Raw genomic sequence first — 15282 nt, 5'->3', positions numbered from 1 at the left:
CTTTCCCTCGCCGCGGCCCTCGCCCATAGTCCCCGCCAATGACAATCCCGGGAGGAGACGGGCCATGGACCTGCAGCTGATCGCCGAGGACTTCCAGTTTCCGGAAGGCCCCATCGCCATGAACGACGGCTCGGTGATCCTCACCGAGATCAAGCGCCAGACCCTCACCCGGGTGAAGCCTGACGGGTCCAAGGAGATCCTGGTCAACACCGGCGGCGGGCCGAACGGCGCGGCCATCGGCCCGGACGGCGCCATCTACATCACCAACAACGGCGGTTCCTTCGAGTGGCTGGACAACCAGGGCATGACCATCCCCGGCCCGACCCCGCCCTCGCACACCGGCGGCTACATCCAGCGCTTCGACCTGAAGACCGGTGAGCTGAAGACCCTCTACACCGAGTGCGACGGCAAGAAGCTGGTGGGTCCCAACGACATCGTCTTCGACCGGCAGGGCGGCTTCTGGTTCTCCGACCATGGCTGCTCCACCCCCGAGGGGCGCAAGTTCGGGGCGATCTACTATGCGAAGATCGACGGCAGCCACATCAGCCGCCAGCGCGACCACCTGATCTCGCCCAACGGCATCGGCCTCTCTCCGGACGAGAAGGTCGTCTACCTGGCCGACACCAACCTCGGCCGGCTCTGGGCCTTCGACGTCGCCGAGACCGGCGTGCTGGGCCCGCCGGACGGCTTCGCCCCCGGCCGCGTCGTCTGCAACCTGCCCGGATACCAGCTGCTCGACAGCCTGGCGGTGGAGGCCGGCGGCAAGGTCTGCGTGGCCACCATCATCAATGGCGGGATCACCGCCTTCGACCCGGACGGGTCGGTGGAGCACTTCCCGGTGCCGGACCTGGTCACCACCAACATCTGCTTCGGCGGGGCCGACATGCGCACGGCCTGGATCACCGCCTCGGCCACCGGCAAGCTCTACCGCGCGACCTGGCCGCGGCCGGGCCTGAAGCTCAACTTCAACGCCTGAGGCCCGGATGCCCCGAGCGCCCGACCCCCATGAGCCCGACATCGTCGCCAGCCTCGAGCGGGCGGGCGAGCTCTGCGAGGACCTGACGCCGGTGGTCTATGACCGCCTCTTCAGCGAGCAGCCGGAGATGGAGGTCCTCTTCTGGCGGGACCAGAACCACCAGATCCGCGGCGAGATGCTGACCCGGGTGCTCCAGGCCATCCTCGATTTCGTGGGCGAGCGCCTCTATTCCCGCACCCTCATCCAGAGCGAGGTGGTGGTGCACGAGGGTTACGACGTCCCGCCGGACGTCTTCCGCACCTTCTTCGCCACCGTGCGGGACTCGGTCCGCGAGGTCTGCGGCGACGACTGGCGGCCGGAATGGGAGGCGGCCTGGGCCACCACCCTGGTCGACCTCGACTGGTACGTCACCCATCCCGACCAGGCGATGACCCCGGCCTGAGAAGGCCGGGGCCTTGCGGCCTCAGGACAGGCTGGCCATGGCCGTGCGGTCAAAGCTCAGGAGCTCGTCATTGCGGCCCTGGTGGATCTTCACCGCCCAGTTCGGGTCCTGCAGCAGGGCCCGGCCCACGGCCACCAGGTCGAACTCCTCCCGCTCCAGGCGCCGCAGCAGGTCGTCGATGGAGGCAGGCTGGGAGGCCTCGCCGGCGTAGGCCGCCACGAACTCGCCCGACAGGCCCACCGAGCCCACCGTGATGGTCGGCACGCCGGTCAGCTTCTTGGCCCAGCCGGCGAAGTTGAGGTCCGAGCCCTCGAACTCCGGCTCCCAGAAGCGGCGCTGCGAGCAGTGCAGGATGTCGGCGCCGGCGTCGGTCAGGGCCGTCAGCCAGGCCTCCAGTTCCTTGGGCGTCGGCGCCATCTTCACGGTGAAGTCCTGCTGCTTCCACTGGCTGATGCGGATGATCACCGGATAGTCCGGCCCCACCGCCTTGCGCACGGCCCGGAGGATGTCGGCGGCGAAGCGGGCCCGGCCAGGCAGGTCCTTCGAGCCGTAGGCGTCCTCGCGCGCATTTGTGCCGTCCCAGAAGAACTGGTCGATCAGGTAGCCGTGGGCGCCATGCAGTTCGATGGTCTCGAAGCCCAGGCGCTTGGCGTCGGCCGCGGCGCGGGCGAAGGCGTCGATGGCGTCGGCCACGGCCTCTTCGCTCATGCCCTCGCCGAACTTCTTGCCCGGGCTCGACAGGCCCGAGGGGCTGTCATAGCCGCCCTCGGGGTTCCACTCCGGGTCGCGCGAGCGCACCGCGCCCACGTGCCAGAGCTGGGGGGCGATGGCGCCGCCCTCGGCGTGCACCTCGTCGGCCACACGCTTCCAGCCGGCCAGTTCCTTCTCGCCGTGGAAGCGCGGGACGTTGCGGTCGTTCAGGGAGGCGGCGCGGTCGACCCCCGTGCCCTCGGTGATGATCAGGCCCACCTCGCCGGCGGCGCGGCGACGGTAGTACTGGGCCACGTCCTCGGTCACCACGCCGTCGGGCGAGAAGGACCGGGTCATGGGCGCCATGACGAGGCGGTTCTTCAGGTTGAGGCCCTTGAAGGACCAGGGCTGGAAGAGGGCTTCGGCGGCCATGAACGGCGTCTCCTGCATCGGGTCCGTCCTGGCGGACCCCGGTTTCGGTGTTTCGGGGCGACCTTATGCACCGTCGGCGCGCCGGCGTCAGGCGAAATTCCGGGGCGGCCCGGAGGCGCGGGCGCCTTGCTTTTCGGGCCTCCCTTCGCCATGGTCTGAGCAATGCTCAAATTGCGCCCCGGCCCCTGACGCCGCTGCGCCCTGACCCAAGGAGTCCGCCATGAGCGACGGAGCCGTTGACCTCAAGGCCGAAGCCCGCGCCCGGGCCTATTCCATCCCGCTCGACGACATCAACGTCGCGGACCCGGAACTGTTCAAGACCGACAGCCACTGGCCCTATTTCGAGCGCCTGCGGAAGGAGGACCCGGTCCACTTCCACCCGCCCGAGCACCACGAGCAGGGCTCCTTCTGGTCGGTGACCAAGTACAACGACATCATGGCCGTGGACACCAACCACGGCGTCTTCTCCTCCGAGCCGGCCATCACCCTGTTCGATCCGGAAGACGACTTCACCCTGCCCATGTTCATCGCCATGGACCAGCCCAAGCATGACGTGCAGCGCAAGACGGTCAGCCCGATCGTGTCGCCGCAGAACCTGCACCTGATGGAGCCCCTGATCCGCAGCCGGATCCAGAACACCCTGGACGACCTGCCCATCGGCCAGCCCTTCGACTGGGTGGACCGGGTCTCCATCGAGCTGACCACCCAGATGCTGGCGACCCTCTTCGACTTCCCCTTCGAGGACCGCCGCAAGCTGACCTTTTGGTCCGACGTCGCCACCGCGGACAAGACGTCCAAGCACTTCAAGACCGACGATCCGGACACCGAGCGGAAGATGTATCTCTTCGAGTGCGTCGACTACTTCACCCGGCTCTGGAACGAGCGCGTCAACGCCGAGCCGAAGGGCGACCTCATCTCCATGCTCGCCCACGGCGAGGCCACGCGGAACATGGACCGCATGGAATACCTGGGGAACCTGATCCTGCTGATCGTGGGCGGCAACGACACCACACGCAATTCCATGACCGGCTCGGTCTACGCCATGAACAAGTTCCCGGACCAGTTCGCCAAGCTGAAGGCCAATCCGGACCTGATCCCCTCCATGGTCTCCGAGACCATCCGCTGGCAGACCCCCCTGGCCCACATGCGTCGCACGGCGCTCCAGGACATCGAGCTGGGCGGCAAGACCATCCGCAAGGGCGACAAGGTCGTCATGTGGTACGTCTCGGGCAACCGGGACGACGAGGTCATCGAGAACCCCGACGCCTTCATCATCGACCGCGAGCGCCCGCGCCAGCACCTGTCCTTCGGCTTCGGCATCCACCGCTGCGTGGGCAACCGCCTGGCCGAGCTGCAACTGAAGATTCTCTGGGAAGAAATTCTCCAGCGCTTCCCGGAAATCCAGGTCGTCGAAGAACCCCAGCGCGTCTACTCGTCCTTCGTGAAGGGCTACGAGAGCATGCAGGTGGTCATCCCCTCCCGGCTCTAGGGATGGGAACGGCGAGGGGGACTGACCCCCTCACCCGGCTTCGCCGGGAGCTCCCCCTTGGGGGAGCAATGGCGCTCTAATTCCTCCCCCCAGGGGGAGGTGGACCGCGAAGCGGGACGGAGGGGGTCAACGGCTCCCGCCCTAGGCGCCCTTCTCCAGCGCCCTCAGCAGGGCCAGGACGTCCGGGTCGCCGAAGGGCATGAGCTGGGTCAGCAGCACCCCGGCCTTGCCCGCCTCCGGGTCCGCCCAGAAGTAGGTGTTGAAGATCCCCGCCCAGTTGAGGGCGCCGGGACTGCGCCCCTCCTTCGTCGCCTCGGGGGTGACGACGGTGGCGAGGCCGTGCCCGGTCAGCATGTCCGGATAGAGGTCAAAGTCGGTGGTCAGGACGCCGTTGGCGGTCTTGAAGGCGCCGGCCTTCAGCGGCCCCGTCTGCACCTCGCTGAGCGACCGCACGGTCTCCGGCTTCAGCACCCGCGCCCCGTCCAGCTCGCCGCCGTTCAGCAGCATTCGCAGGAAGCGGATATAGTCCGGCGCCGTGCCGTGCAGGCCGCCGCCGCCGGACAGGACCTCGGCATCCGTCCCGCCGGGCGGGGTCGGGGCCGGGAAGAGGGTCCCCTCCACCCGCAGGTGCGCCACGGCGCGGCGGGTCGGGTCCACCGGGGCAAACCCGGTGTCGGTCATGCCGAGGGGCCCCAGGATGTGCTCGGAGAGATAGGCGTCCAGGCGCTGGCCGCTGGCGGCCTCCACCGCAAGGCCCGCCCAGTCGATGCCGATGCCGTAGCTCCAGGCCTCACCCGGCTCATGCAGCAGGGGCAGGACGTGCGCCACCCGGGTCCCGCCGTTCGGATCGGCGGCGCCGGTGGCCGCGTGCCAGCGGGTCAGGTCTTCGCTCAGGAAGCCGTAGCCAAAGCCCGAGGTGTGGGTGAGCAGGTCCCGCAGGGTCGGCGCCCGGCGGGCGGGCCTGAGGCGCGGCGCCCCGTCCTCGCCGAAGCCCTCCAGCACCTTCAGGTCGGCGAATTCGGGCAGGAGGCCTGACAGGTCCCCGTCCAGGCCGAGCCGCCCGGCCTCCACCTCGCGCAGGGCCGCGACCGAGACCACCGCCTTGGTCATGCTGGCCAGCCAGAAGATGGTGTCCTGGGTCATGGCCGCAGGTTCGCCTGCCTGCCGGACCCCGGCCTGGCGGGTATAGGTCACCCCGTCTCGGTCGGCCACGGCGGCCACCGCGCCGGCGATCCGCCCGGAGGCGACCGCCGCCTCCAGGGCCTTCTCAAAGCCTGCGTACACGCCCGCCTCCCGTGTCAGAGGCCAAGCACCATCTTGGCCATGATGTTGTGCTGGATCTCGTTCGACCCGGCGTAGATCGAGGTCTTGCGATAGTTGAAGTAGTGCGGCGCCAGGGTGGCGGCATAGTCCGGACCGGCCCGCGGCTCATTGCGCTCGCCCCGGATCTCGGCCCAGGTGTCGCGCACGAAGGGCGCGGCGTAGACGCCCGCCGCCTCGAGGGCCAGCTCGGTGATGGCCTGCTGGGCCTGGCTGCCCTCGAGCTTGAACATGGAGGACACGGCCCCCAGGGTCTCGCCGGTCACCCGTGCGCCGAAGACGCGCAGCTCGGTGGCGTTCAGCGTGTCCACCTTGATCTGCATCTCGGCCAGCTTGCGCCGGAAGGCCGGATCATGGACCAGCTTGCCGCCGCCGTCGGAGGCCTGCAGGGAGGCGATGCGCTTGACCTTCTCCAGCTGGTGGGTGAGGCCCGGGGCGTAGGGATTGCCGCGCTCGAACTGAAGCAGGTACTTGGCGTAGGTCCAGCCCTGGCCCTCCTCGCCGATCCGGTTCGACACCGGCACCCGGACGTTCTCGAAGAAGACCTGGTTGATCTCCTGCTCGCCCTGGGCCGGCCCGTCCAGGGTCGGCAGGGGGACGATGGAGATGCCCGGCGTCTTCATGTCCAGCAGCAGGAAGCTGATGCCCACCTGGCGGATGGCCTCGTTCGAGGTCCGCACCAGGCAGAACATCCAGTCCGCCCACTGGGCGTAGGTGGTCCAGATCTTGGAGCCGTTCAGGACATAGTGGTCGCCGTCCAGCTCGGCCTTGAGCGACAGGGAGGCCAGGTCCGACCCGGAGCCCGGCTCGGAATAGCCCTGGCACCACCAGACGTCGGTGGACAGGATCTTGGGCAGGTGCTGGGCCTTCTGCTCGGGCGTGCCGAAGGCCATGACCACCGGGGCGCACATGGTCAGCCCCATGTTCGAGGTCGAGGGCGCGCCCGCCAGGGCCATCTCCATCTCGAAGATGTACTTGCGGCTGTGGCTCCAGCCCGTGCCGCCGTATTCCTCCGGCCAGTCCGGGGCGATCCAGCCCTTGTCATGCAGCCGCTTGAGCCATCGGACCTGGCCCGCCTTGTCGATGTGGGCGTTCTTCGACTGGTCCATGCGCGCGCGCATGTCGTCATCGAAAGCTTCGGCGATGAAGGCGCGGACCTCGTCGCGAAAGGCGAGGTCCTCCTTGCTGAAGGCCAGGTCCATGGTTCTTGTCTCCTGATCAGACGCCGTCGAGGTACTCGATCTCGGGCCGGCCGCCCATGCAGGGGCCCATCTTCGGACCCGCCGCCTTGAAGTATTCCGTGCCGCCGTGGTGCTTCAGGGCCGCTTCGTCGGCATAGAGCTCCAGCACCTTGTAGACCTGCGGGTTCGCACGGCTGCGGGTCAGCTGGTAGGCGTGGCAGCCGGGCTCGTTGGCCCGCACCTGCTTGGCCAGTTCGGTGAAGATGGCCTCGAACTCTGCGTTCTTGCCTTCCGCCACGGTCAGGGTCGCGATGACGCCGATCATTCCGTTTCCTCCGTTTGTGTGAGGAGGCGGACGGTAGAGGCGGCTCCCGCAGGCGACAAGCCCCGCCGCCGCGTCACCCTGCCGGAAATCAGCGCTCGGGGCTGTCCCGGTCGCTCCAGCCGTAGGCGACCCACTCATGGCCGCCCACCTTACGGGCCTCGATTACGCCGTCCTCGCCCATCGGTCCCCGGGTGACCGACGCCGGCTGGCGGCGCAGGCGGCCCGCCAGGGCGGCCAGTCCCAGGAGGGCCGTCCCCACAACGGCCGCCACGACAACGGTGGCCGCCGCGAACAGGGCGGCGACCGCAGCCAGCAGCAGCCCCGCCACGGCCGCCAGGACCGCCAGCACGGCCTTGGGGCCGCGAAGGGTGGAAGATCCCGTACTGTAGGCGATGCGGATCATCGTCGTCCTCTGCAGGGGGCGGCGCCGGATCCTCCGGCCCGCCGTCCCACACATGTTGTGCGCCCAGGTGGGGACGTCAACGGGAATCCGCCGGCGGAGTGAGCCTCAGGGTCCGGAGAGCCGGCCGGCGATGTCGGCCAGCCGGGCGATGAGAAAACGCGCCCGGAGCCGGACCGGATCAGCCTGGCGGATCTCAAGCAGGAACTCCGTCGCCGGAAGTTCGGTCTCGGGCAGCCTGAGGGCGACCTGCAGCGCCCGGCGCGCCGCTTCCGCACCGCTGAACACCGCCATGTCAAAGACTTCCAGGGCCACCGCCCGGGGCAGGTGGTCACAGAAGGTGGGAACCCAGCAGGACGTCCGGTAAAGGTCGCGGGCTACGTCAGGAGACAGGCGGGGCGCCTCAATGGCCAGGTCCCCGAAACAGATTTCGCCGTCCGGGACCCGGGGATCCCGCAGACGACCGTTCTCACGCGCCGCCAGTTCGCTGAAGGCCTCCTCGAAGGTCAGCGTCTCCGGAGGACCGCCTTCGGGGGATTCCGAAAGAGAACCGCGCACCTCCCGGGAGATTCGGACCGCCAGGGCCAAGGCCTCATCCGCCGATTCCGGCGCCGGCGGAGGCGACGAGACGCCATCCCGGTCAACACTTCGCGGTCTGTTGGGCATGAGGCGACTCCACGCGACAGGCGACGTGAGTCGTCCGACGCCCCCGCTTGCTCGGAGTCTCACCCAGGCAGCAGAGGGCCCATCGGGAAAAATACGTGAAAAGTCCGTGATTTCGCCCATGTATCCTGGATAAACTGGATTCATCCGTCCAGTTTTACTCCGCGCCGGGGGATGCCGGGTGACCCTGGGCGGACGGGGGCTGCCGACCGCTCTTCCTCCTTCGGCCCGCGCATGGCGCGACGCTTTCGTGAAATCGTCGTGAGTTCCCGTGAAATAGGGCTTCAGGCGCGGGGACCGGGATGGACAGGCCTCGCCTCTGCAGACAGGGAGGGACCCGGGCGCCCGGTGGGGCGATCCGACAGGGAGAGGGCGTCATGAGCAACTGGGTCCGATTCAATCTCGTGGGGAACGGAAGACCGGTGCAGCCCGACCGGGGCCGGCGTTGGTTCTGGCTGGCCGTCAGCCTGGCCGCCTATCTCGTCCTCGCCATGGCGGCATCGTCCGCCCAGGCCTTCGCACCCTTCCCCGTCGCCCGGGGCCCCAGCGAGCACCGGCGCATCACCGACGCCGCCCTGGCCTGCGGGGGAGGCCCGGCTTCGGCCTGTTGGTCCCGGTCCGCACTCGACCGCCTTGAGGTGTCGCTGAAGCGGCCGGACATCACCGCCATCACCTTCAGGAACGCCGCGCACTGCGACGGCGGCGACCTTGCCCCGGACGGGGGGCCTCCCCGGGGCCTGGGACCCGCCGCCCTCTCGGCCTGTCGCGACTGGATCCGGGAGAATCTCGCCCTCGCCAGGGCCGCCGCCGACGGCCTGGTCGACGCCCAGGGCAAACCCACAAGGGGCTCCGGGGACTGCGCCTGGCGGGTCCTGAAGCCGCGGACGCCCCTCTGCGAGGTGGACTTCCACCTCGGCCGGGCCCTGCACGCCGCCCAGGACTTCTATTCCCACACCAACTGGGTCGACCGCCTGCCGCCGGGCTCCACGGTCTCGCTTCACAATCCGCCCGGGCTGGAGGGCGCCGGCCCGATACCCTGGCTGGCCGCCAACAACACCGACGCCCCGCCCCCCGGCCTGATGTCCGGCTGCTTCGTCTTCTTCCCCGAGAGCGCCTACTGTCGGGGCCGGACCCGCCATGCCGACCTCAACAAGGATCACCGGCAGGACCCCACATCAACCGAGCTCGATCCCCCGCGCGGCGGCGTGGAAGGCAACTTCGCCCGCGCCTTCGAAGCCGCGGCCGGCGAGACCGACCGCATCTGGCGCGACCTCCAGTCCGGCCTCATCGCCGACTACGGCCCGGTCCGCGGCCAGGCCATGGCTTGCATCCTGCAGGGCCTGCCGCCGTCGATGTGCGATCGGAAAGCCTGAACAACAGGCGCGCTCTTGAGGAGGGGTTCGTGAAGGGTGGAAGGCCTCAAGGGCCAGGGCCCCTACCCTCGCACCCCGGCCATCTCCGCACGCTCGCGGCGGATGGCGTCGTAGGCGGCGTTGACCGCGGCGGCCTTGGCGTGGGCGATGTCGATGTATTCCTCGGGCAGGCCCAGCGACCGGACCCGGTCGGGGTGGGCGTCGGCGATGCGGCGGCGCCAGACGGCGCGAAGGACATCATCGGAGGCGTCATGCGGGGCGTCGAGCACCGCATAGGGATCGTCTTCGGGCATGCCCAGGTGGGCCGCCCGGATGCGCCGGAAGGACAGGGGGCCGAAGCCGAACAGCTCGGCCACCCGCTCGAGATAGGCTTCCTCCTCGCCGGAGACGGCGCCGTCCGCCCGGGCGATATGGAAGAGGCCGTCCAGGACATCCTCGAGCAGGCCGGGGCAGTTGCGGTAGCGGCGGGCCAGCTGGCGGGCATAGCCCTCGAAGCCGTGGGTGGTCTGGCGAGCCAGGTCATACAGGCGCTGGACATTGCCCTCGGAGGCGGCCTCCGGCGAGAAGACCTCGGCGAAGGCGTCGAACTCGGACACCCGCGCCCGGCCGTCAGCCTTGGCGAGCTTGGCGCCCAGGGCGGTCACGGCGGTCGAAAAGGCCGGGTCGGCGCCCGGCGGGCCGGGAGGACAGTCGCAGTCGCCCGCATCGGGCCTGCGGACCGCCAGGGCGGCTATTCGGTTCCAGAAACCCATCCCGTCTTCCCAAGCCTGCGCAGCCGCCATGCGGCCTGCACACCCCTTCGCCCGGGATCGGTAATACACCCTGCCGGGCCGCCGGGATCGTTACGAATTCGACAGGCGCCCGGGCCTGCGGCGGGCCGCCCCTCTGGACGCACCTTTCCCGGGTGTGGTCTTAAGCCGCGATGTGTGGCGGCGGAGGCCCCTTGGACAGGCGCTGGACCTTCTGGATCGACCGGGGCGGGACCTTCACGGACGTGGTGGGGCGCACGGACGACGGCCGTGAGCAGGTGGCGAAGCTCCTGTCGGCCTCGCCCAGCGGCGGCGACTCCGCCGTCGAGGGCATGCGCCGCCTGATGGGGGTCGAGCCCGGCGCGCCCTTCCCGGCCGAGCGGGTGGACGCCATCCGCATGGGCACCACCGTCGCCACCAACGCCCTGCTCGAGCGCCGGCTGCCCCGCACCCTCTTGATCACCACCCGGGGCTTTGCCGACGCCCTTCGGATCGGAGACCAGGCCCGCCCGGACCTCTTCGCCCTCGAAATCCGCCGGCCCGGACCGCTCTACGCCGGGGTCCTGGAGGTGGACGAGCGCCTGGGCGCCGACGGGGCCGTCGTCACGCCCCTCGACCCCCACGCCCTGGCCGCCCGGCTGGCCGCCCGGGCGGGGACGTACGAGGCCGCGGCGGTGGCCTTCCTCCACGCCGACCTCAATCCCGCGCACGAGATCCTGGCCGGGCGGCTGGCGCGCGAGGCGGGCCTGGCCTTCGTCGCCCTCTCGCATGAGGTCTCGCCCCTGCCCCGCTTCCTGCCCCGGGCCGAGACCACGGTGGCGGACGCCTGCCTGACTCCGGTCCTGCGGGCCTATGTGGACCGCGTCCAGGCCGCCGTGGGCGGCGCGCCCCTCTGGTTCATGACCTCCGCTGGCGGGCTTGTCCGGGCCGAAGCCTTCCGCGGGCGGGACGCCGTACTCTCCGGACCCGCCGGGGGCGTCTCGGGCGTGGCCGCCGCAGCGCGGGCGGCGGGGTCCCCGGCCGTGCTCGGATTCGACATGGGGGGCACGTCGACGGACGTCTGCCGCTTCGCCGGGACCCTCGAGCGGCGCGAGACCGCCGAGGTGGCGGGGGTGCGGCTGCGGGCGCCCATGGTGGACGTCGAGACCGTGGCGGCGGGCGGCGGCTCCATCCTCGCCTTTGACGGCGACCGGGCCCGGGTGGGACCGGCCAGCGCCGGCGCCATTCCCGGCCCGGCGGCCTACGGACGCGGCGGACCGCCCACCGTCACCGACGCCAACCTCGTCCTGGGCCGTCTCGATCCCGCCCGCTTCCCGGCCGTCTTCGGGCCCGAGGGGAACGCGCCCCTCGACGCCGGAGCGGCCCGGTCCGCCCTGGCCGGCCTGGCGTCGCGGATGGGACTGCCCAGCCCCGAGGCCGCCGCCGAGGGCTTCCTGGCCGTGGCCGTCGAGCAGACCGCCCAGGCCGTGCGCCGGATCTCCACCGAGCGCGGCTTCGACCCCCGCGGGCATGCCCTGGTCGCCTTTGGCGGCGCGGCGGGGCAGGTCGCCTGCGACGTGGCCGCGGCGCTCGGCGTCTCCGAGGTGCTGTGCCCGGGTCGGGGCAGCGTCCTGTCCGCCTGGGGCATGGGCCAGGCCCGGCCCGCCGTCCTGCGTCAGGCCGGACTGGAGGCGCCCCTCGACGCGACGGGGCTGGAGGCGGCGAAGCGGCTGGCCGAAAGGCTGTCGGGCGAGGCCCTCGACGGCCTCCTCGCCCAGGGGGTCACAGGCGGCGCGGCTGAGGTGCGGCTCGGCCTCCGCTACGACGGCGCCGACGCCGTCCTGGCCGCCGCGCCCGGACCGGAGGCCGAAGTCCGGGCGGCCTTCGAGGCGGCTCACCGGCGCCTCTTCGGCTTCGTCGAACCCGACCGCCCCCTGCTGATCGCCCGGGTCGAGGTCGAGGCCGCCGAACCGCTCGCATCGACGACGCCCCCTCCCCTGCAGGGCCCCGCCGGCGACGCTGCGCCGACGCCCGCCGCGACGCCGACCGTTATGCAGATGACCTGCCTATCGGTCCCCCTTCTGGCGCCCGTCCTGGAGGCCGGGAGCCTGGCCGCGATCGAGGGTCCGGCCCTTGTCGTGCGCAGCGACACCCAGATCGCGGTCCTGCCCGGCTGGCGGGCGCAGGGCGAGGCCGACGGCCTGATCCGCCTGGTCCAGGTCGCCGGCGCCGGCGCCCGGACCGTGGACCTGGACCGCCCGGACCCCGTGACCCTGGAGCTCTTCAACCGCCGGTTCATGGGGGTGGCCGAGGCCATGGGCGCGGCCCTGGAGCGCACGGCCCATTCGGTCAACATCAAGGAAAGGCTCGACTTTTCCTGCGCCCTCTTCGACGCCGACGGCGGCCTTGTGGCCAATGCTCCGCACATGCCGGTGCACCTCGGCTCCATGGGCGCCTCGGTCCGGGCGGTGCGCGAGCGGCGCGGTGCGGTGCGCCCCGGCGAGGCCTTCGCCCTGAACAATCCCTATGCCGGCGGCACCCACCTGCCGGATATCACCGTCGTCATGCCGGTCTTCACCCGGCCCGGGTCCGAAGGGCCGGCGGAGCTCTATGTGGCCGCCCGGGGGCACCATGCCGACGTCGGCGGCATCCAGCCCGGATCCATGCCGCCCTACTCGCAAACCCTTGAAGACGAAGGGATTTTGCTGGACGCTCTGCCGATCATGCGGGACGGCGCCTTCCTTGAGGCCGAGGTTCGCCAGGCCCTGCTGGCCGGGCCCTGGCCCTGCCGGGCGCCGGACCGGAACCTGGCCGACCTCAAAGCCCAGCTCGCCGCCTGCCAGGCCGGGGCCGACGCCCTGGCGGCCATGATCCGCGACCAGGGCGCAGAGGTCGTGGCCCGCTACATGGGCTTCGTCCAGGACAACGCCGCCCGGGCCGTCCGCCGGGCCCTCGACCGCCTGTCCGACGGCGAGGCGCGGGTCCCCATGGAGGGCGGCGGCGAGATCGCCGTGCGCATCCGCCTGGACCCCGACCGGCAGGGCGCCGAGATCGATTTCACAGGATCTTCCAATCAGTTGCCGTCGAATTTCAATGCGCCCTCGGCCATCGTCGACGCCGCAGTCCTCTATGTCTTCCGCACCCTGGTGGACGACGACATCCCTCTGAACGCCGGCTGCCTGGAGCCCCTGAGGGTGCGCACCCGCCCGGGGTCGCTCCTCGCGCCGAACCCGCCCGCGGCGGTGGTGGCGGGCAATGTCGAGACCAGCCAGCACGTGGTGGACGCCCTCTATTCCGCCCTCGGGGTCATGGCCAACGCCCAGGGCAGCATGAACAACTTCACCTTCGGGGACGAGGACCGGCAGTACTACGAGACCCTGTGCGGCGGGGCCGGCGCCACGGCGCTCGGGCCGGGCGCCAGCGGCGTCCACACCCACATGACCAATTCGCGCCTCACGGACCCGGAGATCCTGGAGCGCCGCTTTCCGGTTCGCCTGGAAGCTTTTGAAATCCGGCAGAATTCCGGCGGCGATGGCGTCTTCCGGGGCGGCGACGGGGTGCGCCGGCGGGTGCGGTTCCTGGCGCCCCTGGAAGCGGCCCTGCTTTCGACCCGGCGGGAGTTCGCGCCTCAGGGTCTGGCGGGGGGCGGCTCCGCCCTGCCCGGCGTCCAGCGCCTGATCCGCACGGACGGATCGGTCCAGCCCCTTGAGGGCTGTTTCTCGGTGACTGTCGCGGCCGGCGAGGCCATAGAGATCGAAACCCCTGGCGGCGGCGGCTTCGGCGCGCCTGTCGCCACACCTGCGCCGGATTCCGAGGCTAGTGCCGCCCCATGATCGCCCTCGTCCTCGCCCTGCTGCTGGCCGCCCAGGAGCCGACGCCCGCCTCACCGCCGCCTTCCGACGCCCCCCAGGTCACGGCCCCGGCGCCCCCCTCTGAGCCCGCCGCCGCCAGCCCGCCGGCGACGGACGAGCCCCCATGGCCCACGGGCGCGCCCCGGGACGACTATGGCTTCGTGGGCTGGTGCTACGGCATCCTCGAGGGCTACCTCGGCCAGCACGACCGGGTCATGCCCGACGTCACCCGCATCGAGAAAACCTATCGCCGCCCCGGCTCGTCCCTGGCGGACGACCTGAAGGTCTACGCCGACCAGCAGGTCCAGGGCCGGGCCCACCTTGCGGCCTTCAACGCCGCCCTCCAGGCCGCCGAGAAGGCCAGCCTGTCCTCCCTGCGGCCGCGCGGCGAGGCCGCCATCGCCAAGGGCCGCGCGGTCTGGGCGCCAGCGGCCAACCTGCCGACCCGCACCGTCGCCCAGCAGTGGATGGGCTGGACCCTGCCCCAGGCCTGTCCCGTCACCGCCGATCGCCTGAAGGCCAACGCCGCCCTCATGGGTGTCGCCTTCGGCGCCGGAACCGAGACGCCCGGCCCGGCGCCCGCGCCGGAAGCCCCCAAGCCCGCCCCCGCGGAAGGCGCGCCGCCTGAGGCGCCCCTCGAGCCGCCGCCTGCAGAGGGCCCGCCCGCCCTGCGGGAGGCCCCCGGGCCGCAATAGCCCCACGACCGGACCGGGTGTAGGCTGGCGGCGTCGTCCCCGGAGCCCCGCCATGACCGCGCCGCACCTGATCTACTTCGCCGACCCGATGTGTTCGTGGTGCTACGGCTTCTCGCCGGTGATGGAGGACATCCGCCGCACCTTTGGCCGGGCCCTGCCCGTACGGCTCGTCATGGGCGGCCTGCGCCCCGGGACCGAGACCCCCATGACCCCGGAGGCGAGGGACAGCCTGCGCGGCCACTGGACCCACATCACCGAGGCCACCGGCCTGCCCTTCGGCCGCGCGGTGCTGGATGAGCCTGGCTTCCTCTATGACACCGACCCCGCCGCCCGGGCCGTGGTGCGGGTGCGGCGCGACAACCCCGAGGGCGCCATCGCCTACCTGGGACGCCTGCAGAGGGCCTTCTACGCCGAGGACCGCAACATCACCCGCCCCGAGGTGCTGGCCGAACTGGCCGCCGGCTACGGCGTGGCCCCCGACGCCTTCCTGGCGGACTTCGACACGGACGACCTGAAACACGAGACCTGGGCCGACTATGGCGTCTCGCAGCGCGCCGGCGTGACGGGCTTCCCCACCCTGGTGGCGGGCCCCGGCGCGGAGGGGACCTACGGCGTCGTCACCCGGGGCTACAATCCCGGCGATCAGGTCGTGGCGATCCTGAAGGCCTGGCTGGAAGGCCCGCCGGCGAACGGTTGAAGGCCGAACCGCCGTTGACC

At 71.1% G+C, this 15282-nt stretch carries 14 protein-coding genes; 7 read left to right on the top strand and 7 right to left on the bottom strand.

Features of this window, described 5'->3' with window-relative positions; genetic code table 11:
- The first annotated feature begins 64 nt into the window (after positions 1-64).
- On the top strand, positions 65-976 hold the full coding sequence (locus HYN04_RS03640; protein WP_110449494.1) for an SMP-30/gluconolactonase/LRE family protein: 912 nt from the start codon (positions 65-67) through the stop codon (positions 974-976).
- A 7-nt stretch (positions 977-983) separates the two neighbouring features.
- Positions 984-1418, top strand: coding sequence for a globin (locus tag HYN04_RS03635; RefSeq protein WP_110449493.1), 435 nt, complete (start codon positions 984-986; stop codon positions 1416-1418).
- Between the two features lie 21 nt (positions 1419-1439).
- Here the strand turns inward: HYN04_RS03635 and HYN04_RS03630 are convergent, their stop codons facing one another.
- Complete coding sequence (locus tag HYN04_RS03630; RefSeq protein WP_110451287.1) at positions 1440-2540, bottom strand: NADH:flavin oxidoreductase; 1101 nt, start codon at positions 2538-2540, stop codon at positions 1440-1442.
- A 220-nt stretch (positions 2541-2760) separates the two neighbouring features.
- Between HYN04_RS03630 and HYN04_RS03625 the strand changes: the two genes are divergently transcribed.
- On the top strand, positions 2761-4029 hold the full coding sequence (locus HYN04_RS03625; RefSeq protein ID WP_110449492.1) for a cytochrome P450: 1269 nt from the start codon (positions 2761-2763) through the stop codon (positions 4027-4029).
- Positions 4030-4170: 141 nt separating this feature from the next.
- Here HYN04_RS03625 and HYN04_RS03620 read toward each other — a convergent pair whose 3' ends face one another.
- The 5 genes from HYN04_RS03620 to HYN04_RS03600 form a co-directional block, all read right to left on the bottom strand.
- A complete protein-coding gene (locus HYN04_RS03620; protein WP_162599524.1) occupies positions 4171-5313 on the bottom strand; it encodes a serine hydrolase domain-containing protein in 1143 nt (380 codons plus the stop codon).
- Positions 5314-5327: 14 nt separating this feature from the next.
- Positions 5328-6551: an acyl-CoA dehydrogenase family protein gene (locus HYN04_RS03615; protein WP_110449490.1), complete on the bottom strand. Its 1224-nt coding sequence runs from the start codon at positions 6549-6551 to the stop codon at positions 5328-5330.
- 16 nt (positions 6552-6567) lie between these two features.
- Entirely contained in the window at positions 6568-6855 is a 288-nt protein-coding gene (locus tag HYN04_RS03610; RefSeq protein WP_110449489.1) for a putative quinol monooxygenase, read from the bottom strand.
- An 88-nt stretch (positions 6856-6943) separates the two neighbouring features.
- The gene (locus tag HYN04_RS03605) at positions 6944-7258 is read right to left on the bottom strand and encodes a hypothetical protein (protein ID WP_241962685.1); all 315 of its coding nucleotides are present in this window, start codon (positions 7256-7258) and stop codon (positions 6944-6946) included.
- A gap of 105 nt (positions 7259-7363) precedes the next feature.
- Entirely contained in the window at positions 7364-7921 is a 558-nt protein-coding gene (locus HYN04_RS03600) for a glycosyl hydrolase 108 family protein (protein ID WP_162599523.1), read from the bottom strand.
- Between the two features lie 374 nt (positions 7922-8295).
- Between HYN04_RS03600 and HYN04_RS03595 the strand changes: the two genes are divergently transcribed.
- The gene (locus tag HYN04_RS03595) at positions 8296-9291 is read left to right on the top strand and encodes a hypothetical protein (protein ID WP_110449487.1); all 996 of its coding nucleotides are present in this window, start codon (positions 8296-8298) and stop codon (positions 9289-9291) included.
- Between the two features lie 62 nt (positions 9292-9353).
- On the opposite strand, the gene HYN04_RS03590 is transcribed toward HYN04_RS03595, so the two are convergent.
- Positions 9354-10043, bottom strand: a complete 690-nt coding sequence (locus HYN04_RS03590; RefSeq protein WP_110449486.1) for a tellurite resistance TerB family protein — start codon at positions 10041-10043, stop codon at positions 9354-9356.
- 191 nt (positions 10044-10234) lie between these two features.
- On the opposite strand from HYN04_RS03590, the gene HYN04_RS03585 reads away from it, so the two are divergent.
- Genes HYN04_RS03585 through HYN04_RS03575 form a run of 3 tightly spaced genes read left to right on the top strand, consistent with a single transcriptional unit; the run spans position 10235 to position 15262 of the window.
- Positions 10235-13852 (top strand): hydantoinase B/oxoprolinase family protein, encoded by a 3618-nt coding sequence (locus HYN04_RS03585; protein WP_241962684.1) that lies wholly within the window; start codon positions 10235-10237, stop codon positions 13850-13852.
- A complete protein-coding gene (locus tag HYN04_RS03580) occupies positions 13849-14565 on the top strand; it encodes a hypothetical protein (protein WP_110449484.1) in 717 nt (238 codons plus the stop codon). Before HYN04_RS03585 ends, HYN04_RS03580 begins: the two co-directional genes overlap by 4 nt.
- Before the next feature lie 52 nt (positions 14566-14617).
- The gene (locus tag HYN04_RS03575) at positions 14618-15262 is read left to right on the top strand and encodes a DsbA family protein (RefSeq protein ID WP_110449483.1); all 645 of its coding nucleotides are present in this window, start codon (positions 14618-14620) and stop codon (positions 15260-15262) included.
- Positions 15263-15282 lie beyond the last annotated feature (20 nt).

The organism is Phenylobacterium parvum, assembly GCF_003150835.1.
Lineage (GTDB): Bacteria > Pseudomonadota > Alphaproteobacteria > Caulobacterales > Caulobacteraceae > Phenylobacterium > Phenylobacterium parvum.
Note: the sequence above shows the minus strand (reverse complement) of the source record. Positions and strands in the feature narration are given on the sequence as shown.

Coding starts and splice junctions, on each gene's coding strand:
- HYN04_RS03595 (WP_110449487.1), top strand. CDS start 8,296: ATGAGCAACTGGGTCCGATTCAATCTCGTGGGGAACGGAAGACCGGTG.
- HYN04_RS03605 (WP_241962685.1), bottom strand. CDS start 7,258: ATGATCCGCATCGCCTACAGTACGGGATCTTCCACCCTTCGCGGCCCC.
- HYN04_RS03600 (WP_162599523.1), bottom strand. CDS start 7,921: ATGCCCAACAGACCGCGAAGTGTTGACCGGGATGGCGTCTCGTCGCCT.
- HYN04_RS03575 (WP_110449483.1), top strand. CDS start 14,618: ATGACCGCGCCGCACCTGATCTACTTCGCCGACCCGATGTGTTCGTGG.
- HYN04_RS03590 (WP_110449486.1), bottom strand. CDS start 10,043: ATGGGTTTCTGGAACCGAATAGCCGCCCTGGCGGTCCGCAGGCCCGAT.
- HYN04_RS03610 (WP_110449489.1), bottom strand. CDS start 6,855: ATGATCGGCGTCATCGCGACCCTGACCGTGGCGGAAGGCAAGAACGCA.
- HYN04_RS03640 (WP_110449494.1), top strand. CDS start 65: ATGGACCTGCAGCTGATCGCCGAGGACTTCCAGTTTCCGGAAGGCCCC.
- HYN04_RS03615 (WP_110449490.1), bottom strand. CDS start 6,551: ATGGACCTGGCCTTCAGCAAGGAGGACCTCGCCTTTCGCGACGAGGTC.
- HYN04_RS03635 (WP_110449493.1), top strand. CDS start 984: ATGCCCCGAGCGCCCGACCCCCATGAGCCCGACATCGTCGCCAGCCTC.
- HYN04_RS03580 (WP_110449484.1), top strand. CDS start 13,849: ATGATCGCCCTCGTCCTCGCCCTGCTGCTGGCCGCCCAGGAGCCGACG.
- HYN04_RS03630 (WP_110451287.1), bottom strand. CDS start 2,540: ATGGCCGCCGAAGCCCTCTTCCAGCCCTGGTCCTTCAAGGGCCTCAAC.
- HYN04_RS03625 (WP_110449492.1), top strand. CDS start 2,761: ATGAGCGACGGAGCCGTTGACCTCAAGGCCGAAGCCCGCGCCCGGGCC.